General features: G+C 66.6%; 27 protein-coding genes. 19 read left to right on the top strand and 8 right to left on the bottom strand.

Translation table 11 applies throughout. The features are described 5' to 3' along the window. Position 1: 1 nt before the first annotated feature. Complete coding sequence (locus ACVCNR_RS08910; RefSeq protein WP_447074463.1) at positions 2 to 1150, bottom strand: amidohydrolase; 1149 nt, start codon at positions 1148 to 1150, stop codon at positions 2 to 4. Positions 1151 to 1161: 11 nt separating this feature from the next. Beyond that, a complete protein-coding gene (locus ACVCNR_RS08905) occupies positions 1162 to 2646 on the bottom strand; it encodes a carboxypeptidase M32 (protein ID WP_447074461.1) in 1485 nt (494 codons plus the stop codon). A gap of 120 nt (positions 2647 to 2766) precedes the next feature. Between ACVCNR_RS08905 and ACVCNR_RS08900 the strand changes: the two genes are divergently transcribed. The 3 genes from ACVCNR_RS08900 to ACVCNR_RS08890 are packed head-to-tail and all read left to right on the top strand — an operon-like array spanning position 2767 to position 4105. After that, positions 2767 to 3081, top strand: a complete 315-nt coding sequence (locus ACVCNR_RS08900; RefSeq protein WP_354193536.1) for an ArsR/SmtB family transcription factor — start codon at positions 2767 to 2769, stop codon at positions 3079 to 3081. Next, positions 3078 to 3434 (top strand): SRPBCC family protein, encoded by a 357-nt coding sequence (locus ACVCNR_RS08895; RefSeq protein ID WP_447074459.1) that lies wholly within the window; start codon positions 3078 to 3080, stop codon positions 3432 to 3434. Before ACVCNR_RS08900 ends, ACVCNR_RS08895 begins: the two co-directional genes overlap by 4 nt. Positions 3435 to 3478: 44 nt before the next feature. Next, positions 3479 to 4105: an ATP-dependent Clp protease proteolytic subunit gene (locus ACVCNR_RS08890; RefSeq protein ID WP_447074457.1), complete on the top strand. Its 627-nt coding sequence runs from the start codon at positions 3479 to 3481 to the stop codon at positions 4103 to 4105. Between the two features lie 69 nt (positions 4106 to 4174). Here the strand turns inward: ACVCNR_RS08890 and ACVCNR_RS08885 are convergent, their stop codons facing one another. After that, complete coding sequence (locus ACVCNR_RS08885) at positions 4175 to 4540, bottom strand: hypothetical protein (RefSeq protein WP_447074455.1); 366 nt, start codon at positions 4538 to 4540, stop codon at positions 4175 to 4177. A gap of 440 nt (positions 4541 to 4980) precedes the next feature. Here ACVCNR_RS08885 and ACVCNR_RS08880 point away from each other — a divergent pair. Next, positions 4981 to 5732, top strand: a protein-coding gene (locus ACVCNR_RS08880; protein ID WP_447075666.1) for an IS5 family transposase whose coding sequence is annotated in 2 segments (ribosomal slippage) — positions 4981 to 5314 and positions 5314 to 5732 — 753 coding nt in all. Because the reading frame shifts where the segments join, the coding sequence is not laid out codon by codon here. Between the two features lie 13 nt (positions 5733 to 5745). Here ACVCNR_RS08880 and ACVCNR_RS08875 read toward each other — a convergent pair. After that, positions 5746 to 6777: a peptidoglycan -binding protein gene (locus ACVCNR_RS08875; protein ID WP_354199773.1), complete on the bottom strand. Its 1032-nt coding sequence runs from the start codon at positions 6775 to 6777 to the stop codon at positions 5746 to 5748. A gap of 1 nt (position 6778) precedes the next feature. Then, entirely contained in the window at positions 6779 to 7807 is a 1029-nt protein-coding gene (locus tag ACVCNR_RS08870; RefSeq protein WP_354199772.1) for a MotA/TolQ/ExbB proton channel family protein, read from the bottom strand. Between ACVCNR_RS08870 and ACVCNR_RS08865 the strand changes: the two genes are divergently transcribed. Then, positions 7782 to 8996, top strand: coding sequence for an acyltransferase family protein (locus ACVCNR_RS08865; protein ID WP_447074453.1), 1215 nt, complete (start codon positions 7782 to 7784; stop codon positions 8994 to 8996). The genes ACVCNR_RS08870 and ACVCNR_RS08865 overlap by 26 nt on opposite strands. Here ACVCNR_RS08865 and ACVCNR_RS08860 read toward each other — a convergent pair. From ACVCNR_RS08860 to ACVCNR_RS08850, 3 genes are all read right to left on the bottom strand, one after another. Continuing rightward, positions 8988 to 9788: an inositol monophosphatase family protein gene (locus tag ACVCNR_RS08860; protein WP_354199770.1), complete on the bottom strand. Its 801-nt coding sequence runs from the start codon at positions 9786 to 9788 to the stop codon at positions 8988 to 8990. The genes ACVCNR_RS08865 and ACVCNR_RS08860 overlap by 9 nt on opposite strands. A 144-nt stretch (positions 9789 to 9932) precedes the next feature. Next, positions 9933 to 10991 (bottom strand): tetratricopeptide repeat protein, encoded by a 1059-nt coding sequence (locus ACVCNR_RS08855; RefSeq protein ID WP_447074451.1) that lies wholly within the window; start codon positions 10989 to 10991, stop codon positions 9933 to 9935. Beyond that, on the bottom strand, positions 10963 to 11610 hold the full coding sequence (locus tag ACVCNR_RS08850; RefSeq protein ID WP_447074449.1) for a thiamine phosphate synthase: 648 nt from the start codon (positions 11608 to 11610) through the stop codon (positions 10963 to 10965). The genes ACVCNR_RS08855 and ACVCNR_RS08850 overlap by 29 nt, the downstream gene beginning before the upstream one ends. A 461-nt stretch (positions 11611 to 12071) precedes the next feature. Here ACVCNR_RS08850 and rcdA point away from each other — a divergent pair, with 461 nt between their 5' ends. The 14 genes from rcdA to glmM all read left to right on the top strand — a co-directional run bounded on the left by rcdA (position 12072) and on the right by glmM (position 26797). Further along, complete coding sequence (rcdA, locus tag ACVCNR_RS08845) at positions 12072 to 12593, top strand: protease adaptor protein RcdA (RefSeq protein WP_354199767.1); 522 nt, start codon at positions 12072 to 12074, stop codon at positions 12591 to 12593. 71 nt (positions 12594 to 12664) lie between these two features. Continuing rightward, positions 12665 to 13174 carry a crossover junction endodeoxyribonuclease RuvC gene (ruvC, locus tag ACVCNR_RS08840; protein WP_447074447.1) on the top strand — a complete coding sequence of 170 codons (510 nt, stop codon included), beginning with the start codon at positions 12665 to 12667 and terminating at the stop codon, positions 13172 to 13174. A gap of 18 nt (positions 13175 to 13192) precedes the next feature. Beyond that, complete coding sequence (gene ruvA, locus ACVCNR_RS08835; RefSeq protein WP_354199765.1) at positions 13193 to 13813, top strand: Holliday junction branch migration protein RuvA; 621 nt, start codon at positions 13193 to 13195, stop codon at positions 13811 to 13813. A 43-nt stretch (positions 13814 to 13856) separates the two neighbouring features. Next, on the top strand, positions 13857 to 14894 hold the full coding sequence (ruvB, locus tag ACVCNR_RS08830) for a Holliday junction branch migration DNA helicase RuvB (RefSeq protein ID WP_447074446.1): 1038 nt from the start codon (positions 13857 to 13859) through the stop codon (positions 14892 to 14894). Next, positions 14891 to 15352: a tol-pal system-associated acyl-CoA thioesterase gene (gene ybgC, locus ACVCNR_RS08825; protein ID WP_354199763.1), complete on the top strand. Its 462-nt coding sequence runs from the start codon at positions 14891 to 14893 to the stop codon at positions 15350 to 15352. Before ruvB ends, ybgC begins: the two co-directional genes overlap by 4 nt. A 595-nt stretch (positions 15353 to 15947) precedes the next feature. After that, positions 15948 to 16658 (top strand): protein TolQ, encoded by a 711-nt coding sequence (gene tolQ, locus ACVCNR_RS08820; RefSeq protein WP_354199762.1) that lies wholly within the window; start codon positions 15948 to 15950, stop codon positions 16656 to 16658. Between the two features lie 9 nt (positions 16659 to 16667). After that, positions 16668 to 17120: a protein TolR gene (tolR, locus tag ACVCNR_RS08815; RefSeq protein ID WP_354199761.1), complete on the top strand. Its 453-nt coding sequence runs from the start codon at positions 16668 to 16670 to the stop codon at positions 17118 to 17120. A gap of 2 nt (positions 17121 to 17122) precedes the next feature. Then, the gene (gene tolA / locus ACVCNR_RS08810) at positions 17123 to 18289 is read left to right on the top strand and encodes a cell envelope integrity protein TolA (protein ID WP_354199760.1); all 1167 of its coding nucleotides are present in this window, start codon (positions 17123 to 17125) and stop codon (positions 18287 to 18289) included. 55 nt (positions 18290 to 18344) lie between these two features. Next, positions 18345 to 19637, top strand: coding sequence for a Tol-Pal system beta propeller repeat protein TolB (gene tolB / locus ACVCNR_RS08805; protein WP_435521638.1), 1293 nt, complete (start codon positions 18345 to 18347; stop codon positions 19635 to 19637). Positions 19638 to 19904: 267 nt separating this feature from the next. Continuing rightward, on the top strand, positions 19905 to 20408 hold the full coding sequence (gene pal / locus ACVCNR_RS08800; RefSeq protein WP_354199758.1) for a peptidoglycan-associated lipoprotein Pal: 504 nt from the start codon (positions 19905 to 19907) through the stop codon (positions 20406 to 20408). A 230-nt stretch (positions 20409 to 20638) separates the two neighbouring features. After that, a complete protein-coding gene (ybgF, locus tag ACVCNR_RS08795; RefSeq protein ID WP_447074444.1) occupies positions 20639 to 21691 on the top strand; it encodes a tol-pal system protein YbgF in 1053 nt (350 codons plus the stop codon). Beyond that, the gene (tilS, locus tag ACVCNR_RS08790; RefSeq protein ID WP_447074442.1) at positions 21685 to 23037 is read left to right on the top strand and encodes a tRNA lysidine(34) synthetase TilS; all 1353 of its coding nucleotides are present in this window, start codon (positions 21685 to 21687) and stop codon (positions 23035 to 23037) included. The genes ybgF and tilS overlap by 7 nt, the downstream gene beginning before the upstream one ends. A gap of 120 nt (positions 23038 to 23157) precedes the next feature. Further along, positions 23158 to 25095, top strand: a complete 1938-nt coding sequence (gene ftsH, locus ACVCNR_RS08785) for an ATP-dependent zinc metalloprotease FtsH (protein WP_354199755.1) — start codon at positions 23158 to 23160, stop codon at positions 25093 to 25095. 352 nt (positions 25096 to 25447) lie between these two features. Further along, the gene (gene glmM, locus ACVCNR_RS08780; RefSeq protein WP_354199754.1) at positions 25448 to 26797 is read left to right on the top strand and encodes a phosphoglucosamine mutase; all 1350 of its coding nucleotides are present in this window, start codon (positions 25448 to 25450) and stop codon (positions 26795 to 26797) included. The last annotated feature ends 48 nt before the right edge of the window (positions 26798 to 26845 follow it).

The following is a 26845-nucleotide window of genomic DNA, read 5'->3' as shown; positions in this document are numbered from 1 at the left end:
TTCACCCCAGAAGGTTGCGCGCGGTGCGCATGAAGATACGCGCCCCGATGGCGATCAGGTCGTCGGGGAAGTCGTAGTCGGGATTGTGCAGGTTCGGCCGGTCGGTGCCCGAACCGAGATAGAACATCGCCGATTTCGAGCTATGGCCGAAAATGCCGAAATCCTCCGAGGCGCGCATCGGCAGCTCGGCCCCGTCATGGGGCACGCCCTCGGCATCGAGCGCCGCCGCCAGATGCGCGACCGCTTCAGGCTCGTTCAGGCTGGCGACGAAGATCTCGTGATAGTCGAAGCCGCATTGAAGACCGTGGGCCTCGGCCTCCTCGCGCACCAACGCTTCGGCTGCGGCACATAGATCGGCCATGCGGGCATCGAGCCGCGTGCGCAAGGTCGCGCGGATCTCCGCCTGGCCGGGGGCGACGCCGAACACCGGCTCGCCCATGCGTACATGGGTGACGGTTGCCATGGCGAACTCGTCGCTGGTGAACGAGTTGCCGCCCAATGCGGCCAGCCGCGGCATCAGCCGGCTCACCGCCGTCATCGGGGAAATCCCGCTTTCCGGCATCGAGGAATGGGCGGTCCTGCCTTCCAGCGTGATGCGCATGCCGCGCGAGGCGCAGTTGACGACGCCTTCGCGCAGCCGGACATGGCCGAGCGGGGTGCCGGGCAGGTTGTGCAGCGAGAAGGCGAAATCCGGGCGGATCGCCGCGTAGCGCGGGTCGGCGACCACACCGGCCGCGCCGTCTCCGGTTTCCTCGGCCGGCTGGAACATCAGCACGACGCGGCCCTTTGCCGGTCGCTGCCGCCCGAACAGGCGGCCGAGTGCGGCGATGATCGCCATATGGCCGTCATGGCCGCACATGTGGCCCTTGCCCTCGACAGCCGAACGGTGCGGAATGTCCGAAATCTCGGCGATGGGCAGCGCATCCAGCTCGGCGCGGAACAGCAGGGTCTGGCCAGGCTGGCCGCTGTCGTAGACGAAGGCCGCGCCATGGCCGCCCAGCCCGGTCAGCACCTCGTCCGCCCCGGTATCGGCCAGAAAGGAAACGACCCGCTTCGCCGTCTCCTTCTCCTCGTTGGAGATTTCCGGGAAGCGGTGCAGTTCGCGGCGGAAGGCGACGAGGTCTTCGATGTCCTGATTGGTGAGGTCCATGGCGAGTTGTCCTAGCTGCCGTAGCGTTTTTGCAGATGGGCGATGAAGTGGCGCGCGTCGAGCTTTTCGCCGGTGGCGCGCTCCATCAGTTCCGGCGTCGACCAGCGCGAGCCCTGCGACCAGATGCGGGTGCGGCGCCAGTCGTTGACGGCGGAGAAATCGCCCCTGGCGATGGCCTCGTCGGTGTCGGGATGGTCGCGGACCAGCGCCGCCCATTGCTGCGCCGCCATCATGGCGCCCAGCGTATAGGAGGGGAAATAGCCGAAGGCGCCGCCCGGCCAGTGCACGTCCTGCATCGGGCCGTCGGCCGGGTTGTCGATGGTCGAAAGGCCGAGGCAGTCGCGCATGCCGGCGTCCCACGCCTCCGGCAGGTCGGCCACCTCCAGCCTGCCGGCAACGAGGTCCTGCTCCAACTCGTAGCGCAGGATGACGTGCAGCGGGTAGGTCACCTCGTCGGCATCGACGCGGATCAGCCCGCGCTCGACCTGATGGACATGGGGCAGGATGTCGTCCAGCGACCAGTTTTCGCCGAGATGCCTGTCCACCACCGGCAGGGCCCAGCGCCAGAAGGCGGGGTTGCGGCCGATCTGCTTTTCCACGAACAGGCTCTGGCTTTCATGGATGGCCATGCCGCGCGCTTTGCCGAGCGGCCAGTGCGACCAGTCCTGCGGCAGGTTCTGCTCGTAGAGGGCATGGCCGGTCTCGTGCAATATGCCCATCAGCGCCGACAGGAACTCGGTGGTGCGGTAGCGCGTGGTGATGCGCACGTCGCTCGGCACGCCGCCGCAGAACGGATGGTGCGACACCGACAGGCTGCCGCGCGTCAGGTCGAAGCCGACCGCCTCCATCATGGCGAGGCCCAGCCCCCGCTGCCTGTCGACCGGATAGGTGCCGGACAGCGGCTTCAGGGGGCGCTTTGCCCGGCGTTCGGCCTGCATGTCGAGCGCCTGCGGCACGAAATCCTTCAAGAACGTCTTCAGTTCGGCAAAGACCGGGGTGATGTCGGCGGCGCGGTTGCCGGGGTCGTATTGCTCCATCAGCGCATCGTAAGGGGAAAGGCCAAGCGCTTCGGCGCGCATGGCGGCTTCCTCGCGCACCAACGCGACCACCCCTTCCAGCGCCGGTTGGAAGCTCGTCCAGTCACCCTTGGCGCGCAGGTCGCGCCACAATTGCTCGCAGCGCAGGCGCGCCGCCGTCTGGCGCTCGACGAACTCGGCCGGCAGGCAGGTGAGGTTGGTGTGGTGGCGCCTGAACTCGCGCAGCGCCGCCGCCTGCTCCTCGCTGAGTGCCTCTTTCCCGGCAGCGTCGATCCAGTCGGCGATCTCGGGCGCCGTCGCCTGCCGGTGGTACATGCCCGAAAGCATCGCCATGGCCTCGGCACGCTTGTCGCCGCCGCCCACCGCCATGTGGGTGGCCTCGTCGGCGCCCAGTATGGCGAGCGCATGTTCGAGCGCTTCGAGCCGGCGGCAAAGGTCGTCGAGCTTCTGGAAGGACATCGGACAATCCTGATTGGCCTGATTCTGTGTGCCGTGCAGGGGACAGGAATGCGCAGCAACTGGCAAGAGGCTCGACGAAGGGTGTTGCCAATCACATAAGTGTGTGCTTATGTGATTGGCATGAACGAGAACGAGATATTCCGGGCGCTGGCCGATCCGACCCGCCGCGCGATCTTCGAGAAGCTGGCGGCCGGCGGCATGAACGCCAGCGCCCTGCGCGAGGGCATGGAGATCAGCCAGCCGGCGATGTCGCAGCATCTTGGCGTGCTGCGCAACGCCCGGCTGGTGCGCGAGGAGCGGCAGGGGCGCTTCGTCAACTATGAGGTCGACCCCGAGGGGCTGGCGCTGATGGCGCGCTGGATGGCGAAATACCGCAACTACTGGCCGGCGCGCATCGACGCCCTCAGGGACCTGCTGAAGGATATGGACCAATGAGCGACGCAACCACCGCAGATCAGGACACCGGCATCGAACTCGAATACCAACTCGATGCACCGCCGCAGAAGGTCTGGCGGGCGATCAGCATGCCGGAGTTCCGCCAGAACTGGCTGCCCGGCGAGAACCTGGCCGACCCGCAGGCCGAGTCCGTGACGCCGGGCGAGGAGGTCCGCTACCGGATGCGCGAAAGCACGCCGCCTTTCCTCGAGAGCCTGGTCACGTTCCGCATCGCCGCCAATGGCGGGGGCGGAACCAGCCTGCGCATCATCCACCGGCTGACGGATGCGCGGCGGGACCATGCGGCAAGGGCGGCGAACGGCAACGGCCCGCCCCTCATGCGCGCGGCCTGACGGCTTTCAACCTTTTCTGAAACCCTGAACATTGGAGTTCGCCGATGCGCGAAACGATGCAACTCGTCCCCATGGTCGTGGAACAGTCGAGCCGCGGGGAGCGGTCGTTCGACATCTATTCGCGGCTGCTGCGCGAAAGGATCATCTTCGTCAATGGCGAGGTGAACGACACGGTTTCCGCACTGGTCTGCGCGCAGATGCTGTTCCTGGAATCCGAGAACCCGAAGAAGCCGATCCATCTCTACATCAACTCGCCGGGCGGCGTGGTGACCAGCGGCTTCGCGATGTACGACACCATGCGCTACATAAGGGCGCCGGTGCACACGCTGTGCATGGGCACGGCCCATTCCATGGGCTCGTTCCTGCTGATGGCGGGCGAGCCCGGCCACCGCGCCGCCCTGCCCAATGCGAGCCTGCTCGTCCACCAGCCCTCGGGCGGCTTCCAGGGGCAGGCGTCGGACATCTTCATCCATGCCGAAGCGATCCAGCGCACCAAGCGCCGCATGACGCGGCTCTATGCCGAGCATTGCGGGCGCACCTACGAAGAGGCCGAACGCGCGCTCGACCGCGATCATTTCATGACCGTGGAGGAAGCGGTGGAATGGGGCCTGATCGACCGCATCCTGCATATGCGGGGCGAGGACGGGGAAGAAAACGCCGGCGGCAACTGACCGGTTCGCAATGCCTGGCGGGGCGGGGGCAAAGTGCCCCGCACCCCGCAAGATCCACCGGCCGGCGGATCAGTAGGTGAATGTGGTCACCTTGCCGGACAGGTGCTCGACCCGCTGGAGCAGCTGGTCATACTGGCCGGCGGGAATCCGGCCATGATCGGCGGCCGCCACGGCCGTGGTCTCCTTGCGGATGTCGCGCGCGTCGGCCCTCAGCGTCCGTGCCTCGGCCGGGGTGATCGACCGGTCGCGCAGGTCAGCCGAGATGCCGTCGCCGACGCTGCCCAACTGGTCGAGGATCACCTTCTCATGCGAGACGGTGGCCGGATGGGGCAGCGCCATCGGGGCCGCGTCATCGGCGGAGGCGAAGGCGCCGGCCAGCGGGGCGGCGGCGAGGGCTGCGGCAAGGGCGAGGGTGGGACAGGAGAAAGAGCGCATCGGAGCGTCTCCTTGTGACTGGGAGGTCGTGCCTCCCGAACGGACCGTCCGGTTCCGTCGCGTCGCGGCGCTGCAAGGCCGCCGGCGGTTCCCGATCCGTGAGGCAAGCTAGGTCCGGGCGCCGGCGAATGAAAATTAAAAAAAGATAATTCCGGCCGCTCTTGCCGGCCACATTTGCCGCCCTAAACGGAGCGCTAGGAGTGACGCAATTCCGGACGGAAAACCGGTTTCCACTTTTCCTGGAATTGCTGCTAGAGCAGGGGGGGTTCTGACGAACGCAGCCCACTGCTCCAGCTTGGTTTTCCAGCCGCATTTGTGCAACGCCAGACGATTCCGTCTGGCCGCAAAATGCTCTAGGACCAATCGACATTCAGGCTTCCGTTTTGGATCGATGTCTGATTCATAGGGTTCCGTGCTTTGGGACGGAGCTTGAGATGGGCATCAAACGCTATGAGTTGAGCGAGACGCAGTGGGCGCGGATCGCGCCTCTTCTGCCGGGCAAGGCTGGTGATCCCGGCCGGACGGGTACGGACAACCGCTTGTTCGTGAACGGTGTTTTGTGGGTTTTGCGCTCCGGCGCGCATTGGCGCGACCTGCCCGAGCGCTATGGCAAATACAAGACGCTGCACAAACGGTTCAGTCGATGGGCCAAGGCCGGGGTCTGGGAGAAGGTCTTCGCCTCGCTGATCAAGGATCGCGACAACAAATACCTGATGCTCGACACCACCCTGGTGCGCGCTCACCAACAGGCGGCGACAGGAAAAGGGGGGACCGGAACCAGGCTCTGGGGCGTTCCCGAGGAGGATTGACCACCAAGGTCCACATGCTGGCCGATACGCTCGGCAGGCCGCTCCGCTTCATCCTTACGCCCGGTCAGGCCGGCGACGTCACGGCTGCCACCGCCTTGCTCGAAGGCTTCGATGCAAAGGCCGTGCTGGCCGACAGGGCCTATGACGCCAATTGGTTAAGGGCACTCATTAGCCAGATGGGAGCCGAAGCCGTCATTCCCTGCAATCCGACCCGAAAGACGCCAATCCCTTATGACAGGGCAGTTTACAGGGCGCGCAATCGAATCGAACGCTGCTTCAACAAGCTCAAGCACTTCCGACGCTTCGCAACCAGATACGATCGCCTCGCCAAGCACTTCCTCTCATTCATCCATCTCGCTGCCACAATGATCTGGATGCGATGAATGTCGATTCAGCCTAGCGTTCGGTCAGCTTCAGCTCGATGCGGCGGTTGCGGTCGCGGGCTTCCTGCGTGCCGGCCTCGTCCAGCGGCTGGAACTCGCCGAAGCCGGCTGCCACCAGCCGGTTGGCCGGCACGCCGTTGGCGATGAGGAACTTGACCACCGACATGGCGCGCGCGGCCGACAATTCCCAGTTGTCCTTGAAGCGGCCGGTGCCGGACAGCGGCTGGTCGTCGGTGTGGCCGTCGACGCGCAGCACCCAGCTGATCTCGGGCGGGATTTCCTTCTGCAATTCGATGACGGCGTCGGCGAGCTTCTTCATCTCACCCTGGCCGGCGGCGTTGATCTGGTCGGAGCCGGTGGGGAACAGCACTTCCGACTGGAACACGAAACGGTCGCCGACGATGCGGATGTTCTCGCGATCGGCGAGGATTTCGCGCAGGCGCCCGAAGAAGTCCGAGCGGTAGCGGTTCAGTTCCTGCACGCGCTGGGCGAGCGCCACGTTCAGCCGTCGCCCGAGGTCGGCGATCTTGGTGTTGGATTCGCGGTCGCGCGCCTCGGAGGCGTCGAGCGCCTGTTCGAGCGCGGCGATCTGGCGGCGCAGGGCGGAGATCTGCTGGTTGAGCAGCTCGACCTGCGACAGCGCGCGCTGGCTGATCTGGCGCTCGCTGTCCAGTTCGCCCTCCAGCCTGTCGGCGCGGGCGGTGGCGGCGCTCCCGGCGCCGGCGCCCGCCGCCAGCAATTGCTCCAGCCGGCTCTTTTCCGCCTCGGCGGCGGAGAGCGAGGCCTGGAGATTGGCGAGCGCGTCCTGCGCGTCCTGGGTGTTGGTCTTCTCCAGCGCCAGAAGCTGGGTCAACTCGTTGATCTGCGCGTTCAGCCGGTTGAGCGCCTCGTCCTTGCCGGAAATCTCGCGGCTGAGCAGGAACTGCGCCAGCACGAACACCGACAACAGGAACATGATGGCAAGCAGCAGCGTCGACAGCGCATCGACGAAACCCGGCCAGTAGTCGATGTGGCGATAGCTGCGGCGTCCGCGCGCGAGAGCCACCTTATTTCACCCCGTTCTGGCCGTTGAGCGCGGAGGCGATCTTCTCCAGCGTCTCGCGCATGGCGCGCTGCTCGTCGGACTGCGCCTCGACCCAGTCGCGCATGATCTGCTGTTCGGAACGCATGTTCTTGACGAGGCCGGCAATGCCGTCGGCGAGATTGGCCATGGCGGCCGCCACGCGCGGATTGGAGCCGCCGTTCTCCTGCAGCGAGCGCAGGCGATCCGACAGGGCGCGCAACTCGTCGGTGGTGCCGGCGCCGCGCGCATTCTCCGGGCCGACGAGATCGGAGGACAGGTCGGTCACCGACGACAGCCAGTTCTCCAGTTCGGTGTAGAAGCGGTTCTGGGCGCGGCCGGCCTGGAGGTCGAGGAAGCCGAGGATCAGCGAGCCGGCAAGGCCGAACAGCGAGGAGGAAAAGGCCGTGCCCATGCCCGACAGCGGCGCGGCCAGCCCCTGCTTCAGCGATTCCAGCACCGAAGCCGAATCGCCGGTGCCGGGATCGAGCGACTGGATGGTGTCGCCGATCGAGCCGATGGTCTGCAACAGGCCCCAGAAAGTGCCGAGCAGGCCGAGGAAGACCAGCAGGCCGACGAGATAGCGCGAGGTGTCGCGGGTTTCGTCGAGGCGCGTGGCGATGGAATCGAGCATGGTGCGCATCGAGCTGGTGGACACGGCGATCGAGGCCGACCGGCCGAGCATGGCCTTCATCGGCGCCAGCAGCACCGGATCGGTGGCCTCGACGCCGGCGCGGAAGGAATTCACCCAGCGCACCTCGCGGAACAGGCGGCCGACCTGTGCGAAGGCCAGCAATATGCCGACGATGAGCACGCCGAGGATCAGGCCGTTGAGGCCGGGATTGCTGGCGAAGGCCGCCTGGATCTGGCGGGTGAGGATGATGGCGATGAAGCCCACTATGGCCAGGAAGATGACCATGGTGAGCAGGAAGACCTGTGGGCTGGAGAGTTTGTGCGGGTCGTAGCTCAGCACATCCGAGCTGCCGCCAATGCCGAACGATCTGAGCAGGGCCATGCGCCTTCCATTCCGATTCCGCCGCGTGTCCGCGGCAACTCTAATCGGAATTCCGGCAAAATTGGAAGCCGCTTGCGGGCGATCTTTCGATGAAGACGGCCCTTGCCACAGTATCGCCCTGCTCCAAGTTATTGTGGGTATCCGAATCGGTGATGGCGTGAGGGGCTTTCGAGAGACAAGACGGAAATGCGTGCTATTGCCTATGACTGCAGTAAAAAATGCCCGGAATTCTCATCTGGATGCCCTTAGGGGCGCAGGTATATTGCTGGTCGTCTTCGGACACCTGATCGAGCAGCCTTCTTCCGATTCGCAAATCCTCCAATCCATTTATGTCGGCATCTACAGTTTCCACATGCCGCTCTTCGTCCTTTTGTCCGGTGTCTTCGCCCGCGACGCGCTGGACGGGCGCGACTACCGGAAGATCGTGTGGACGCTGGTTCTGCCGCTGGTCGTCTTCCAGTTCGTCTATATCGGCATGAGCAGGCTGACGGGCTGGTACGAGTATTCGCTGTTCACGCCCTACTGGCTGTTGTGGTTCATCGCCAGCATGATCTTCTGGCGGCTGCTTCTGCCGCTGTTCGCCTCGCCGGCCGGGCTTGGCGTGGCGGTCCTGATCTCGGTGGCGGCCGGTTACGACGACGGCATCGGCTATACGCTGAGCGTGTCGCGCACGCTCTATTTCCTGCCCTTCTTCGTGTTCGGCCATCTGTATGGCGCGCAGCTCGTGGTCATGGCGCGGCACCACCCGCTGCGGTTCGCGCTGATGTTCTGCGCGGCGGTGGGCATGGTGCTGGCGTGGTGGAGGCTCGGGCTCAACCCGGCGGCGCTGACCGGCAGCCGCGACTATACGAGCGGCGCGGCCGACAGCAATTATCCGGCACTGGCGCGGCTGAGCCTGATGCTGCTCGGCGCGGCGGCGGCGGTGGGGTTCGCCGCCATCGTGCCGCGCGGTTCGGCGCTGCTCGGCTGGCTGGGCGAGCGCTCGCTGGCGGTCTACCTGCTGCACGGGCTGGTGGTGATGGCCTTCGTCGCCTCCGGCGCGCCGTCGCTGATTCCGCCGGGGCTGCTTCTGCCGGTGCTGGCCGTGCTTTCGCTGCTGGTCGCGCTGGCAACGGCGCCGGCGGACGGGCCGATGCGGCGGCTGTTCAGCCCGCCACGAAGGGCGCCACGCCTGATGGCGTCAGCGTGACGAGACGGGTTTCGACAGCGTCTTGACCAGGGCGCGGTGGATGACCTCGTTGCCGGCGACCACATTGCCGCTTTCGAGCATGTCCTGGCCGCCATTCGGTTCGGACGCGAAGCCGCCGGCCTCGCGCACCAGCAGCACGCCGGCGGCGATGTCCCATGCCGACAGGTTGGTTTCCCAGTAGCCGTCCATGCGTCCGGCGGCGACATAGGCAAGGTCGAGCGCGGCGGAGCCCATGCGGCGTATGCCCGCCACCTCGCCCATGACGTTGCGCAGCTCGACGAGGAAATTGCCGTGATGGCCACGGCCCAGATGCGGCACGCCGCAGCCGATCACCGCGTCGGACAGCTTGGTGCGGGCGGCCACGCGCAGCCGGCGGTCGTTCATGAAGGCGCCGCCGCCGCGCTCGGCGGTGTAGAGCTCGTCCATGGCCGGGTTGTAGACGACGGCGGCGACGAGTTGGCCCTGACGCTCCAGCGCGATGGAAATGGAGAAGATCGGGATGCCGTGGAGAAAGTTGGTGGTGCCGTCGAGCGGATCGACGATCCAGCGGTGCTGGTCGTCGTCGCCGGAAACGGCGCCGCGCTCTTCCATCAGGAAGCCGTAGCCGGGGCGGGCCTTCGCCAGTTCGGCGAAGATGATGTCCTCGGCCTTGCGGTCGGCCTGGCTGACATAGTCGCCCGGCCCCTTGAGCGAGACCTGCAGGTTCTGCACCTCGCCGAAATCGCGCGAGAGCGAGCGGCCGGCCTTCATGGCAGCCTGGACCATGACGTTGATTATGGCGGAGCGGGCCATGTCGGTAAGGTCTCCGGATCTGTGGAATGGGCGCCGGCAAAGGGGCGTGCGGTCGGCGTTTCCAAGACCACAAATCGCGCGCCGAAGCAAGAGAAAGGCCGCCGCAGCCCGCCGGGCCACCCGGCTTGTCAAGGTGCCGAGGCGTTACGGCAGGCGGTTTGCCCTCTGCACCGCGTCCTGCATCTGCTCGTCGGTGAGGCCTTCGAGATAGTCTTCCATCTCGCGGTCGATGAGGCCGGCGCGGCGCGCGACGATGTACCAGGCGGCGGCGAGGATCGGGTCCGGGTCGGTGCCGAGAGCGGCGACATAGAGCTTGGCCAGCCGGTTCTGGGCCGCGACATTGCCGCCGCGCGCCGCCATCTGCATCCAGCCGAAGCCCTTCTGATAGTCGCGCGGGCCGCCGCGGCCCTCGACCAGCCATTGCGCGAGGTCGAGCTGGGCGGTGTCGAAATTCTGCCTTGCCGCCTTCTCGAGGAATTCACGGGCCCTGGCGTCGTCCTTGGCCTTGCCGCCGACGCCATTGGCGTAGGCCTGCGCCAGCGCATATTGCGCGTCGGCGATGCCGGCCTCGGCGGCGCGCTCGTAATAGGTCATCGCCCGCGACAGGTCGCCGGGGTTTTCCTTGACCAGAAGCTGCGCGAAATTGAACTGGGCGAGCGGATTGCCGGCCTCGGCCGCCGCCTGCATCAGCGCATGGGCTTCCTTCTCGTCCTTGGTCACGAAGTTGCCGTCGAGCAGCATCAGCGCATACTGGAACTGGGCTTCCGGCACGCCGCGCTCGGCCGCCGCTGCATACCATTTCGCCGCCTCCCCGGCGTTGAGCGGCACGCCGAGCCCGCGCGCCAGCAGTTCGGCCACCAGCGTCTGCGCGGCCGGATCGCCGTTCTGCGCGCGCGGCAGGGCCAGATTGTAGGCCGTCTTGTAGAGGCCGCGCTGATAGGCGCCGTAGGCCTCGTCGATCTGCTTGCCGAAGCGGGCGGGGTCGAGGTCGGGCAGGGGCCTCGGTTCGTCGGTGGTGGCGGGCTGGGGCAGCGGCCGGTCGCCCTTGACGGCACCGCCCGCTTCGTCCTTGACCATCGCGACGGCCGGGGTCTCGACGGCACCGGCGGTGCCGGGGCCGATGCACAGCGATGCCAGGATCGGGATCAGAACCAGGCCGGGCCGCCTTGCCACTTCAGTCTCCAAAGCGCGGCGCCGTCTCATCGAGCAGCGCGTTGGCGCGGGCGACCGCCGCGCGGGGATCGGTGCCGTCGGCGAAGACGGCGGCGGAAAGCGCCACGAACTCGGCGCCGGTGGCGGCCACCGGCGTCACGGACGCGATGTCGGAGCCGCCCATGACGATGCAGGGGATCTCCACCATTTCCGCCCACCAGGCGCCGAGGGTGAGGTTGCGCGGATGGGGTGCCGGCTCGCTGTCGTAGCCGAAGCGCCCGAAGAACATGTAGTCGGGACCTTCCTCGCCAAGCTCCAGCGCCTCGTCGCGCGTCTTGACGCCGCCGGTGCCGACCATCATGCGCTCCTGCACGCGCTCGATGGTGTCGGCCAGTTCCTGCCGCTTGCCCTCGATGTGGATGCCGTCGGCCTTGACACGTCCGGCCACGCGGCTGTCGCCGGCGATGATGGCGGCGGCGCCGGCGGCCTGCGCCAGCGGCACCAGCTTTTCGGCGGCTCGCTGGAAGGCGGCATCGTCGAGCGGGCCCTGCGGCAGGAGCACCGAGGCGACGTCGCCGCCCTCGAGGGCCTCGGCGAGCCGGCCGGCATCGGTGCCGGGCATGACGATGAGGACGAGGCGGCAGCGGTCTGGAGGCGTTTGCGGGTTCATGGCCGTTCCGGTGTTTCGCCCGGCCCTATGCAGGGCGAAATTGGTTGCATTGCGGCATAGAGCAAAGCGCAACCGTTGAACAGGGCGGGCAGGCCTGCCGGGGTGCGTGCCGGTGCCGCGCTGGGCCTTTGAACCAAAAAACATGCGCCCCGTTAAGCGCTCATTAAGCTTTACGGTTGTTTACTATGTGCATCCAGTGATCTGGATTCTTACCGAGTGGTTGGAGCCACTTTGTTTGACGCCTCCCTGTTAACTCCTGAGAGCCGCCTTACCCGCGGCTCTTTTTTTGTCTTGCGGCGCCCTGTGTGCCGATTCGGGCACGCAGCCTGTTCATATTAACCCTTCATTAAGTATAGGCTTGCCTTGCGGGACGGCGAGGCGCATTTGTTGGCTCGGAAGCCGTATAGGGTGGCAGTCATGCCGTGGGGGCGAATCACTCCCGGGCAAGACCAGGGTGCGTCATGAATCGAACTACACAGGAAAGCGCGAACACGATCAAACTGGCCGAGCGCCGTATCTTCTCGCAGTCCTTCCAGCCGCTCTACAATGAAGGCATGGGGCTCGTGGAGCAGGCCGCCGAATATCTGGATTCGCGCGGACGCAGCGAGGCGCGGAAACTCAGCCGGCTGGCCGCGACGCTCTATGCCGCCGAATCGATGCGGCTGACCACGCGGCTGATGCAGATCGCCTCCTGGCTTCTGCTCCAGCGCGCCGCCAATTCCGGCGAGATGACGCGCGACCAGGTGGCGGCCGAAAAGGCTAAGGTGCGCCTCGACACGGTTTCCGCCCATGAGGACGCCGAGGGCTGGAGCGAACTGCCGGTCGAGTTCGTCGATCTGGTGCGCCGCTCGCTGCGCCTGCAGTCGCTGGTCAAGCGCATGGACGAGGAAGTCTATGGCGATGCCCTGCCGCAGGCGCTGGAGCGCGGCAGCCCGGTGTTCGACCAGATCTCGCTGCTCAACACCGCCTTCGCGCGGGGATAAACCCTCACCGCGTTTCTGGTTTGTTCACATTTCGCTGGCAAGTCTGCCGCCGGTGAATAGAGTGGACGATCATGGCAGAAACGATTCGGATCATCGGCATCGACCCGGGGCTTCGGCGCACCGGCTGGGGCATCGTGGAGAGCCTCGGCAATTCGCTGCGCTTCGTGGCTTCCGGCTCCGTCTGCTCGGACGACAAGGCGACGCTGGCCTCGCGCCTGTGCCAGTTGCACGAGGGCCTGACGCAGGTGCTGCACCGGGCCATGCCGCATGAGGCGGCGGTGGAGCAGACCTTCGTCAACAAGGATGCGACGGCGACGCTGAAGCTCGGCCAGGCGCGCGGCGTCGCCATGCTGGTGCCGGCGCTGGCCGGCCTGCCGGTGGCCGAATATGCCCCCAATGCGGTCAAGAAGGCGGTAATCGGCGTCGGCCATGGCGACAAGAAGCAGATCCACATGATGGTCAAGGTGCTGATGCCCAAGGCCGTGTTCGAGACCCACGACGCGGCCGATGCGCTCGCCATCGCCATCTGCCATGCCCATCACCGGCAAAGCGTGGCATACCGGCTGAAGCAGATCGCTTAGGAAGGACGGGGAGGGGGCATGATCGGCAAGCTGAAGGGTACGGTGGACGAAATCGACGAGGATCATTGCATCGTCGATGTGCACGGCGTCGGCTATGTCGCCTTCTGCTCGGCGCGCACGCTGGCCTCGCTGCCCGCGCCCGGCGAGGCGGTGGTGCTGTTCATCGAGACCTATGTGCGCGAGGACATGATCCGGCTCTACGGTTTCCGCACCGCGCTGGAGCGGGAATGGTTTCGCATGCTGTCGACCAGTGTGCAGGGCGTGGGCGCCAAGGTGGCGCTGTCGGTGCTGTCGACGCTGTCACCGGCCGATCTCGCCAATGCGATTGCGCTGCGCGACATCGCCATGGTCAGCCGGGCCCCCGGCGTCGGCAAGAAGGTGGCCGAGCGCATCGTCACCGAGCTGAAGAACAAGGCGCCCGCCTATGCCGGCGAGGCGACCGGCACCATCGGCCTCAAGCAGGAACTGGGCGAGGGCGTCGCACCGGCGCCGGTGGCCGACGCGGTTTCGGCGCTGGTCAATCTCGGCTATGCACGCGACATCGCCGCCAATGCGGTGGCCGCCGCGCTGAAGGCGGCCGGCGAAGGCGCCGATTCGGCCAAGCTCATCCGTTTCGGCCTGAAGGAGCTGGCGCGGTGAGGCACGGCTTGCCCGATACATCGCGGCATGGCAGGACAGCGCCATGAGCACCGCCCCCCGCCTCATCTCGTCCGAAAAGCGCGGCGAGGATGCCGACCAGACGCTGCGGCCGCAGACGCTCGACGATTTCGTCGGCCAGGCGGCGGCGCGCGCCAACCTGAAAGTGTTCATCGAGGCGGCCAAGGGGCGCGGCGACGCGCTCGACCACGTGCTGTTCGTCGGCCCGCCGGGGCTCGGCAAGACCACGCTCGCCCAGATCATGGCGCGCGAGATGGGCGTCAATTTCCGCTCCACCTCCGGCCCGGTGATCGCCAAGGCGGGCGACCTCGCCGCCCTGCTCACCAATCTCGAAGACCGCGACGTGCTGTTCATCGACGAGATTCATCGTCTCAGCCCGGCGGTGGAGGAAATCCTCTATCCGGCGATGGAGGATTTCCAGCTCGACCTGATCATCGGCGAGGGGCCGGCGGCGCGCTCGGTCAAGATCGACCTCGCCCGTTTCACGCTGGTGGCGGCGACGACGCGGCTCGGCCTGCTCACCAATCCGCTGCGCGACCGCTTCGGCATTCCGGTGCGGCTCAATTTCTATACGGTCGACGAACTGGAGACGATCGTGCGGCGCGGTGCGCGCATCCTTAGCCTGCCGATGAGCGACGACGGCGCCGTCGAGATCGCGTGCCGGGCGCGCGGCACGCCGCGCATCGCCGGCCGGCTTCTGCGGCGGGTGCGTGATTTCGCCACGGTGGCGGGCGCCGAGTCGGTCAACCGCAAGATCGCCGACGAGGCGCTGCTGCGCCTCGAAGTGGACGGGCTCGGCCTCGACGCGCTCGACCGCCGCTACCTTTTCATGATCGCCTCGAACTTCGGCGGCGGGCCGGTCGGCATCGAGACCATCGCGGCCGCGCTCTCTGAGCCGCGCGACGCCATCGAGGACATCATCGAGCCCTATCTGATCCAGCAGGGCTTCATCCAGCGCACGCCGCGCGGCCGCATCCTCACCGCCAATGCCTGGCGGCATCTGGGGCTGGAGGCGCCGCGCGACATCGCCCAGCAGCAGATCGGCCTGTTCGAGGACGAATGAGCGCGCGAGACGACATTCCGCCGGGGCTCTCCGGCGAGTTGACCCCCTTCGGCCACCGGCTCAAGGCGCGGGTCTACTATGCCGACACCGATTTCTCGGGCGTCGTCTACCATGCGCGCTATCTGGAGTTCTTCGAGCGCGGCCGCTCGGATTTCCTGCGTCTCGTCGGTGTCCACCACACCGAGCTTGCCGCCGGCGATCGCGGCGAGAAGATCGTGTGGGTGGTGCGGCGCATGGAAATCGACTTCCGCGCGCCGGCCCGCATCGACGACATCCTGACCGTCGAGACGCGCACACTGGAGGTGTCGGGCGCGCGCATCACCATGGCCCAGCAGTTGAAGCGGGGCGAGGAGCTCCTGGTCGAAGCGCGCGTCGAAGCCGCCATCATCGGCGAGAATGGCCGTCCGCGCCGTTTTCCCAAGGACTGGATCGCCGCCTTCATGCCGGCGACGATTTGAAGCGCGGCAGGCGAATCCTCACGATCGCGACGGATAACCGGCGTTGGGGCGGAACCGTCCCCCATCCGCTGTCGTCATCCCGGCCGAGCGCAGCAGGAGCCGGGATCCATTCCGGTCGGCCGACGATTGCCCCGGCAACGCCGCGGCATGGATTTCCGACACTCTCCATTCGCTTCGCTCATTAGGAGACCGGGAATGACGGATAGGTTTTACCCCTCGTCATTCTCGACCTTGGAGCGACCGCAGGGAGCGGAAAGTGTCGGGAATCCATGCCGGAGCCTTGAAATGTCACGGAATGGCTCCGCTGCGCTGCGGCTTCCGGGATGATGTCGGGACGCAGATCGGCGCGGACGAGATGGCGTCGTGAGAGGACGTGATCTTCCTAACGCATCCTTAACCATAACAGTCCATGAAGGAATTGACGAAAATCGAAGGAATCGGCGCGCCTTCCTTTTACCAACATTTGCCGTGAAAAGGCCGCGAATGGCGCTCATCGCAGGCATATCCGGCGGGGTTGGGGCGCGCGTGACCATGAAGGGTTAAGCGTCGCGGGCCGGCGGGAGCCCCGGTCCGTGAAGTTTTAAGGAATGTTTGGATGGAAAACATCGCTCTCGCCGAACCGGCGGCGTCGCTGTCGATCTGGGCCCTGTTCATGCAGGCCAACTGGGTGGTCAAGCTGGTCATGATCGGCCTGCTCGGCGCCTCGGTCTGGACCTGGGCGATCATCTTCGACAAGGTCGTCTCCTACGGCCGCATGCGCATGGCGCTCAACCGCTTCGAGCAGGTCTTCTGGTCGGGCCAGTCGCTGGAGGAGCTTTACCGCACCCTCTCCGACCGCAAGACCACCGGCATGGGCTCGATCTTCGTCGCCGCTATGCGCGAGTGGAAGAAGAGCTTCGAGAAGGGCGCCAAGTCGCCGCTCGGGCTGCAGACCCGCATCGACAAGGCGATGGACCTGGCGCTGACGCGCGAGATGGAGCGGCTGGAGGGCAATCTCGGCTTCCTCGCCACCATCGGCTCGTCGGCACCCTTCATCGGCCTGTTCGGCACGGTGATCGGCATCATGACCTCGTTCCAGGCCATCGCCGGTTCGAAATCGACCAGCCTGGCGGTGGTGGCGCCCGGCATCGCGGAGGCGCTTCTGGCGACGGCCATCGGCCTGCTGGCGGCCATTCCCGCCGTCATCGCCTACAACAAGCTGTCGTCCGATGCGGGCAAGCTGGCCGGGCGCATGGAGGGCTTCGCCGACGAGTTCTCCGCCATACTCTCGCGCCAAATCGATGAAAAAGTCGCCAGAGCTGCTTGAGGTTTGCAAATGGGAATGTCTGTAGGCACGGGCGGCGGTGGCCGGGGCGGACGCGGACGGCGCGGCCGCCGCAACACGCTGATGTCGGAAATCAACGTCACGCCCTTCGTGGACGTGATGCTGGTGCTGTTGATCATCTTCATGGTGGCGGCGCCGCTGCTCACCGTGGGCGTGCCCATCGACCTGCCCGAAACGCAGGCCAGGCCGATGAACTCCGATACCCAGCCGATCACCGTTTCGGTCAACGACAAGGGCCAGGTCTACCTTCAGGAAACCGAGATCGGCGTCGACGAGGTGGTGCCGCGGCTCGAGGCCATCGCCCAGACCGGCTATGAGGAGCGTATCTATGTGCGCGGCGACAAGACCGCCGATTACGGCACGGTGATGCAGGTCATGGCCCGCATCTCGGCGGCCGGCTACAAGAATCTCGGCCTCGTCACCCTTCAGGAACAGGATCAGTAATCTTGAAGGCAAGCCTCACCACATCGCTGGCCTTGCATGCGGCGGTGCTGGCTTTCGGGCTGGTGTCGCTGTCGGCGCCCGCCGCCTTCGAGGTGAGCGATGTCGAATCGCTGCCGGTCGATATCGTGCCGCTGGAGGAACTGACCCAGATCCAGCAGGGCGACAAGCAGGCGCCGATGAACGAGAAGCCGGCGCCGACGCCGACCCAGCGTCCCGACGTCGTTGCCGACGCCCGCGAGATCGGCGAAAACACGGTCGACACCGACAAGCCGGTGACGCCCGACCCCAAGCCGGTGCCGGTGGACAACGCCTCCGCGCCGCCGCCCTCGCCGACGCCGCAGGAGAAGCCGGCTCCCGAAGAGGTCGAGAAGCCGAAGGAGGAGCCGAAGCCGGTTCCCGCCACCGACCTCAATCCCGTTCCGCAGCCGCGCGAGGAAGTGAAGCCCGACCCGGTCAAGCAGCCCGAGCCCAAGCCGGAGCCGGTGAAGCAACCGGAGCCGGCGCCGAAGCCGGCCGAAGAGAAGGTGGCCGAGGCCAAGCCGGAACCCGCCAAGCCCGACGCCGTCGCCGAGGCGATCGCGGCCGAGGAAAAGCCGGTCGAGGCGGCGCAACTGCCCAATTCGGCGCCCGTCCCGGAAGCCAAGCCGCGCCCGCGCCCGGCCGAGGCGCAGACCGCCAAGGCGCCGGAGCGCAAGGATTCCGACAAGCCGGCCAAGGAAGCCGCCTCGCGCCCGAAGTCCGACGAGAAGGACTTCAACGCCGACGAGATCGCCGCCCTGCTCGACAAGCGCAAGCCGTCCGGCGGCGGCGCCAAGCGCTCGTCCGAACAGGCCTCGCTCGGCGGCACCAAGACCACCGGCGGCAACCGGCTGTCGCAGAACGAGATGGATGCGCTGCGCCAGAAGCTCGGCGGCTGCTGGAGCATTCCGGCCGGCGTCGACGATGCCGGCATGCTGAAGGTATCGGTGCGTTTCCGGCTCGACCGTTCGGGCACGCTGGAAGGACGCCCGGAAGTGATTGCCGGCGGCGCGTCTTCCGGCCCCGGCCGCACGGCCGCCGAATCGGCGGTGCGCGCGGTGCAGAAGTGCGCGCCCTTCAACCTGCCTGCCGACAAATACGACAGCTGGGCGGAAGTGGTGGTCAATTTCGACCCGAGCGACATGTTCTGATCGCCGGACAGGAACCAATGAGGCTGAAAGCATGAAGACACTGCTCAAGACGCTCATGATGGTCGCAGCCCTTGCCGGCGCGGCCACCGGGCTCGCCATCGGCCCCGCCAACGCACTGGTGGAGATCGACGTCAACAAGGGCACGATCGAGCCGTTGCCGATCGCCATCACCGACTTCATCGCCGGAGATGCGCTGGGCGCCGAGATCTCGTCCATCGTCACCGCCGACCTGAAGCGCTCGGGCCTGTTCGCGCCGATCGACAAGGGTGCCTTCATCGAGAAGATCTCCAACCCGGACGCGGCGCCGCGCTTCGACGACTGGAAGGTCATCAACGCCCAGGCGCTGGTGACCGGCCGCGTCAGCAAGGAAGGCGACGGCCGCATCCGCGCCGAATACCGGCTGTGGGACACCTTCGCCGGCCAGCAGCTTTCGGGCGAGCAGTTCTTCGCCAACGGCGCCAACACGCGGCGCGTCGCCCATATCATCGCCGACGCCATCTATGAGCGGCTGACCGGCGAGAAAGGCTATTTCGACACCCGCGTGGTCTTCATCGACGAGTCCGGGCCGAAGGATTCGCGCAAGAAGCGGCTGGCCATCATGGACCAGGACGGCGCCAATGCGCGCTTCCTGTCCGACGGGCGTGCCATCGTGATGACGCCGCGCTTCTCGCCGAACCGGCAGGAAATCACCTACATGTCCTATGAGAGCGGGCAGCCGCGCGTCTACCTGCTGCAGCTCGAGACAGGGCAGCGCGAGCTGGTCGGCAATTTCCCCGGCATGACCTTCGCGCCGCGCTTCTCGCCGGACGGCCAGCGGGTGATCATGAGCCTGATGCGCGAGGACGGCAATTCGAACATCTATGCGATGGACCTGAGGAGCCGCAACACCACGCGCCTGACCAACTCCAACGCCATCGACACCTCGCCCTCCTATTCGCCGGACGGGTCCAAGATCGTCTTCACCTCGGACCGCGGCGGCCGTCCCCATATCTACGTGATGGGCGCCGACGGCTCCGGCCAGACCCGCATCTCCTTCGGCGAGGGCAGCTATTCGACGCCGGTGTGGTCGCCGCGCGGCGACCTGATCGCCTTTACCAAGCAGTCGGGCGGCCAGTTCCAGATCGGCGTGATGCGCACCGACGGCTCTGGCGAGCGCATCCTGACCTCCGGCTTCCTTCAGGAAGGTCCGACCTGGGCGCCGAACGGCCGCGTCATCATGTATCTGAAGCAGGCCGCGGGGACCGGCGGGCCGAAGCTCTATTCGGTCGACCTCACCGGCCGCAACGAGCAGCAGATTCCCTCGCCCAACTTCGCGTCGGACCCGGCCTGGTCGCCGCTGCTCGACTGATTCCGGCAAGCGGGCGGAACGTGACAAATCCGCCCGGTTTCCGGCTTTTCGGCCACATTCGGCCGCAAAATGGCGTTCCGGCGGATAGCGGCCCAGATTTCGCCTCTTTGTCGTCATCTGGCTGCCAGTCGAAATGACAGGGGCGGGCATTCTGGGGACGCGCCGGATGCGTGAACCGAATTTTAACCGTGTTCCTTGAATGCCGGTTAACCGAAACGTGGTTACTGGCAGATCAACGAAATCACTCGAATGCGAAGGAGAGGCGGGATGCGCCGTATCGCAAAACTTGCTGCAAACCCGGTGATGGTCGCGCTCGTCGCCTCGTTGGCGATTGCCGGCTGTGCCTCCAAGAAGACCCCCAACAGCGCGGCCGAACTCGGCCTCGGCGGCGGCGCGGCGACGCCCGGCTCGGCCCAGGACTTCACCGTCAATGTCGGCGACCGCATCTTCTTCGACCTCGACTCCTCGTCCATCCGCGCCGACGCCCAGCAGACGCTGGCCCGCCAGGCCCAGTGGCTCAACCGCTACAGCCAGTATTCGATCGTCATCGAAGGCCATGCCGACGAGCGCGGCACCCGCGAATACAACCTGGCGCTCGGCGCCCGCCGCGCCGCCGCGACCCGCGATTACCTCGCCTCGCAGGGCGTCTCCGCCGCCCGCATGAAGACGATTTCCTACGGCAAGGAGCGCCCGGTCGCCGTCTGCGACGACATTTCCTGCTGGTCGCAGAACCGCCGTGCCGTCACCACGCTGGGCGGCGCCGGCTCCTGAGCCGATCCGCAGTTTCAGACCAATGAGAAAGGCGGCCTTCATGGCCGCCTTTTTGGTTGAAATCGCCTGTTTTCGGCGAATGCCGCCACCCCGAAACTGGCCTGCATGTTCGGGAGACGCGCTCTAAACAAAATTTGGCCGAAGTCTCGCGCCCTGCTAGAAACGGTGCCGTCCGCCTTCGCCCGAAGCCGGACGCCAAACCCGGGTTTTATTCAAATGGCGAGAGGCTCATGCATCTAAGAACAATCCTGAGCGGCACGCTGGCGGCGCTGCTCCTGTCCGGCGCGGCCGCCATGGCCAGCGACACCGGACGGGCGGCGCCCGAGCGCGGCGGCTTTTCCTTCAGGCTGCCGGGCGTGGAACTGCCCGGCCTGTTCGGCGCGAAGAAGGACGAAGGCAGCGTGCAGCTTGCCCAGAGCGGCGGCATGACGGGGCTGGAGGAGCAGATACGCGCCCTCAACGGCAAGGTCGAGGAGCTCAACTTCCAGATCCTGCAGATGCAGGAGCAGATCCGCAAGCAGCAGGAGGACAACGAGTTCCGCCTCCAGCAGCTCGAGGAAGGCGGCGGCCAGGGCGGCCAGCGCAAGTCCGATGCCGGCTCTTCCGACACCTCCGTGGCGGGCGTGCCCGCCGCCCCCGGCACCCCGACCTCCGGCGACAGCCCCGGGGGTTCGACCGTCGAGGACATCATCGTCGATTCGGGCGACGGCGAGCCTGGCCAGGTCATTCCCGGCATACAGCCGAAGAATTTCGGCACCATCACCGTCGACAAGGACGGCAATGTCGTCGATGCCGGCGCCGGCACCCAGTCCGTGAACCCGGCTGCGCCGGATGCGCCGGCCAGCGCCGCGCAACCCTCGGACAATTCGGGCGCCGTGGTTGCGGCCCTGCCGCGCACCGACGATCCGCAGGAGCTCTACCGCAATTCCTACCAGTTCATCCTGTCGGGCGACTACGGCACCGCCGAAGCCGGGTTCCGCGACCACATCGACCGCTTCCCCAAGGATTCCAACGCGGCCGACGCGCACTACTGGCTGGGCGAGGCGCTGCTCGGGCAGCAGAAATACCGCGATGCGGCCGAGGTCTTCCTGGCGGCGAGCAAGAGCTATCCCAAGGCCAAGAAAGCGCCAGACATGCTGCTCAAGCTCGGCGTTTCGCTGGTCGGCCTGAAGCAGCGCGACGTGGCCTGCGCCACCTTCGCCGAGATCGGCAAGCGCTACCCCAACGCCTCCGCATCCCTGAAGGAGCGCGTCAAGCAGGAACGGGCGCTCGCGTCGTGCTGACGCTGGAAGCCGAACCGGACCACGACGCCCGACCGTTCCTCGATATCGATTTTTCTGGCGGCGCTGTCGTCGCGATTTCCGGCGGCAGCGATTCGACCGCCCTTCTCATCCTTCTGAAAAACCATTTCCGAGCCCGTTGGCCCGCCGCGAAGCTTGTCGCGGTGACGATCGACCATGCGCTGCGCGCTGCCTCGCACGATGAAGCGCTACAGGTCGGGCGGCTGTGCGCCGGCCTCGGCATCGAGCACCGCATCCGCGTCTGGGACGGGCCGAAGCCGCGATCCGGCATTGCCGCCGCCGGGCGCGAGGCCCGCTATCGCCTGCTGGCCACGGTCGCGCGCGAGGAAGGCGTCGGCATGGTGGTGAGCGGCCACACCGCCGACGATCAGGCCGAGACCGTCGCCATGCGGCTGGAGCGCAGCGAAGACGCGCGCGGGCTGGCCGGCATGGCGCCTGCCACGCTCTATGACGACGAGGTCTGGATCGTGCGGCCGCTGCTCAGGCTTCGCCGCGCGCAATTGCGCGACATGCTGCGGCAAAGGGGCGTCGGCTGGATCGACGACCCGACCAACGAGGACCGGACCTATGAGCGACCGCGGGTGCGCGCCGCCCTCGATGGCGAAGGGTTCGCCACGGCCATGCGGCTGGCCGCCGAGGCGGCGCGCAAGCGATGCGATCTGGGCGCGCGGGCCGCACGGTTGATCCGCCGCCATGCCGCGCAGCCGATCAGCGGGCTGGTCTATCTGCAACCTGCCTTTGTCGGGGAGCCGGACCGTGAGGTCGCGGCCTATGCGCTGCGTCTGCTGCTTGCCGCGGTGGGCGGCCTGCCGCAGCTTGCCGATACGGAGCGGGCCGAGGCGCTGCTCGCGGCACTGGCGGAAGGAACCTCGTCCCGGGCGACGCTCGCACGGGTGCTCGTCGACGCAAGGCGCGGCGCAATTTTCCTGCTGCGCGAGGCGCGCGGCCTGCCGGAGCCGATGCCGGCGGTCGACGGCTTTCTGTGGGATGGCCGCCGCAGGATCACTTTGCGCGACAGCGCTGGTTCAGTGGTGATCGCCCCTGCCGGCGGCACGGAGGCCCTGCCGGCGACAGGGGCGCTCCCGCGACAGGTGCCCGAAAGCCTCGCGCGCGCCGCCCTTGCCGCGGAACCGGCCGTCTGGTGCGATGGCCGATGCCTTGGCCGGCAAGGCGCGGGGGTTGCGACCGTGCCGGTGGTTGCGCCCTTCGCCCGTTTCCTTCCCGGCTTCGACCTCGAGCCGGCGCGGGCGCTGGCGCAGTTGGCGGGCGCGGCGCCAATTCCTTACCCGCCCCTGGAACCGTCTTCGCCTTGCGCCCCGCGACGATAGGACATGGCATGGCCTTAACCGATTGTCGTGCTTTTGCTTGGCAAGGGGTTATGGGCCACCTATGTTAGGCGAAGGCTCCTTTCAACGACGCGTGCCCGACGGCCGCCAACAGGACAATCGATGAATCCGAACTACCGCAACCTTGCGCTCTGGGCGATCATAGCGGTCCTGCTCATCGCTCTCTTCAACCTGTTCCAGACGCCGCAGACGCGCGGAGCCGCGACCGACATTCCTTATTCGCAGTTCCTGCAGGACGTTCAGTCGGGTCGCGTCAAGTCCGTGACCATCGCCGGCGATCGCATCAGCGGCTCCTTTGGCGACAGCGCCTCGGGCTTCCAGACCTATTCGCCGGGCGACCCGACGCTGGTTTCGCGGCTGGAGGCCAAGGGCGTGACCATCAATGCCCGCCCGGAAACCGACGGTTCCAACACGCTGTTCGGCTATCTGCTGTCGTGGCTGCCGATGATCCTGATCCTCGGCGTGTGGATTTTCTTCATGCGCCAGATGCAGTCCGGATCGGGCCGCGCCATGGGCTTCGGCAAGTCCAAGGCCAAGCTGCTCACCGAGGCGCATGGCCGCGTCACCTTCGCCGACGTCGCCGGCGTCGACGAGGCCAAGCAGGACCTTGAGGAGATCGTGGAATTCCTGCGCGATCCGCAGAAGTTCCAGCGCCTCGGCGGCAAGATTCCGCGCGGCGTGCTGCTCGTCGGCCCGCCCGGCACCGGCAAGACCTTGCTGGCGCGCTCGGTTGCCGGCGAGGCCAATGTGCCGTTCTTCACCATTTCGGGCTCGGACTTCGTCGAGATGTTCGTCGGCGTCGGCGCCAGCCGCGTGCGCGACATGTTCGAGCAGGCCAAGAAGAATTCGCCCTGCATCATCTTCATCGACGAGATCGACGCGGTCGGCCGTCACCGCGGCGCCGGCCTCGGCGGCGGCAATGACGAGCGCGAGCAGACGCTGAACCAGTTGCTGGTCGAGATGGACGGTTTCGAATCCAACGAATCGATCATCCTGATCGCCGCCACCAACCGGCCCGACGTGCTGGACCCGGCGCTGCTGCGTCCCGGCCGTTTCGACCGCCAGGTGGTGGTGCCGAATCCCGACATCGTCGGCCGCGAGAAGATCCTCAAGGTCCATGTCCGCAACGTGCCGCTGGCGCCCAATGTCGATCTCAAGGTGCTGGCGCGCGGCACGCCGGGCTTCTCCGGCGCCGACCTGATGAACCTCGTCAACGAGGCCGCGCTGATGGCGGCGCGCCGCAACAAGCGGCTCGTCACCATGGCCGAGTTCGAGGACGCCAAGGACAAGATCATGATGGGCGCGGAGCGCCGCTCCTCGGCCATGACCCAGGCCGAGAAGGAGCTGACCGCCTATCACGAGGCCGGCCACGCCATCCTGGCGCTCAACGTGCCGTCGGCCGACCCGCTGCACAAGGCGACCATCATCCCGCGCGGCCGGGCGCTCGGCATGGTCATGCAGCTCCCCGAGGGCGACCGCTACTCGATGAGCTACAAATACATGATCTCGCGCCTGGCCATCATGATGGGCGGCCGCGTGGCCGAGGAAATCAAGTTCGGCAAGGAGAACATCACCTCCGGCGCGTCCTCCGACATCGAGCAGGCCACCAAGCTGGCGCGCGCCATGGTCACCCGCTGGGGCTTCTCCGACAAGCTCGGCCAGGTCGCCTATGGCGAGAACCAGGAAGAGGTTTTCCTCGGCCATTCGGTGGCGCGTACGCAAAACGTCTCCGAGGAGACGGCGCAACTCATCGACGCCGAGGTGCGCCGCCTGATCGACGAGGCCTATTCGACCGCCACGTCGATCCTGACCAAGAAGAAGAAGGACTGGATCGCGCTGGCCGAAGGCCTGCTCGAATACGAGACCCTGTCGGGCGACGAGATCCAGGAACTGCTGGCCGGCAACAAGCCGTCGCGTGACCTGGGCGACGACACGCCGACCAGCCGCGGCTCGGCCGTTCCCAAGGCCGGCGGTACCGCCAAGGGCAAGAAGAAGGGGTCCGAGCCGGAAGGCGGCATGGAGCCCCAGCCGCAGGGCTGAGTCGCCACAAGACCGGGCGATATCGATGGACGCCGCGCCCTGCGCGGCGTTCCCGTTTTTGGGCGATGGCCCACAAAGCGCCATTTTTTGCCGGGAAACGATGCGCAAACAGCAGGAAATCGGGTGATTGCAGGAAAGCGTTTGCAATTTTAGCAAACTGTTTACCCGCCGATGATGACCATTGCGCGCACAAATTGATGGCTGACCCGGTATCCGTTGTGGCATTAGGGCTTGTCTCCCGAAAGCGGCATAGGTTTCGGGCCGCGGACTGCAGGGACCCGAAACGGGTCAGGCAAATCTGAAAGACTGCGGCGCTCCGGGGGCGCTGTCCGGTCGGCAAGGGAAGCATTTCATGGGACGTTATTTCGGCACTGACGGTATCCGGGGACGGGCCAACAAGTTTCCGATGACGGCGGAGATCGCCATGCGCGTCGGCATGGCGGCGGGCCTGTCGTTCCAGCGCGGCAGCCATCGCCACCGCGTCGTGCTCGGCAAGGACACGCGCCTTTCCGGCTACATGATCGAGAACGCGCTGGTCGCCGGCCTGTGCGCGGCGGGCATGGACGTGTTCCTGCTCGGCCCGATCCCGACTCCGGCCGTTGCCATGCTGGTGCGCTCGCTGCGCGCCGACATCGGCGTCATGATCTCGGCCTCCCACAATCCCTATCAGGACAACGGCATCAAGCTGTTCGGCCCCGACGGCTACAAGCTTTCCGACGAGATCGAGGAACGCATCGAGGCGCTGCTCGACGACGGCGTCGACATGGCGCTGGCCGATCCGGACGCGCTGGGCCGGGCCAAGCGCGTCGACGGCGTGCACGACCGCTACATCGAATTCGCCAAGCGCACGCTGCCGCGGTCCATGTCGCTGGCGGGCCTGCGCATCGTCGTCGACTGCGCCAACGGCGCGGCCTACAAGGTGGCGCCGGCGGCGCTGTGGGAACTGGGCGCCGAGGTCGTCGCCATCAACGACGACCCCAACGGCTTCAACATCAACAAGGAATGCGGCTCGACCCATCCGGCCGGACTGCAGAAGAAGGTGCACGAGGTGCGCGCCGACATCGGCATCGCGCTCGACGGCGATGCCGACCGCGTGGTCATCGTCGACGAGAACGGCGAGATCGTCGACGGCGACCAGATCATGGCGCTGATCGCCGAATCCTGGCACCAGAACGGCCGCCTGGCCGGCGGCGGCGTGGTGTCGACCGTGATGTCCAATCTGGGGCTGGAACGGTTCCTCGAAGGGCTCAAGCTCCAGCTTCACCGCACCAAGGTCGGCGACCGCTATGTGGTCGAGCACATGCGCGCCAACAATCTCAATGTCGGCGGCGAGCAGTCCGGCCACATCGTTCTGTCCGACTTCTCCACCACCGGCGACGGCCTGGTCTCGGCGCTGCAGGTCCTGGCCTGCATCAAGCGCCAGAACAAGCCGGTCAGCGAGGTGGCGAAGAAGTTCGAGCCGGTGCCGCAGCTTCTGAAGAACGTGCGCATTTCCGGCGGCGCGCCGCTGGAGGACAGCCAGGTCAAGGAAGCCATCGAGGAAGCGCGCAACCGGCTGGGCAAGACCGGGCGCCTCGTCATCCGGCCCTCCGGCACCGAGCCGCTGATCCGCGTCATGGCCGAGGGCGACGACCGCAATCTGGTCGAGACGGTGGTGGACGACATCGTCCATGTCATCTCGCAGGTCCGCAGCGCCGCCTGAACGGTTTTGCCGACTGGCCATGCAGGATCGCCCGGCTTCGTGCCGGGC

Source organism: Aquamicrobium terrae, from assembly GCF_052978165.1.
Note: the sequence above shows the minus strand (reverse complement) of the source record. Positions and strands in the feature narration are given on the sequence as shown.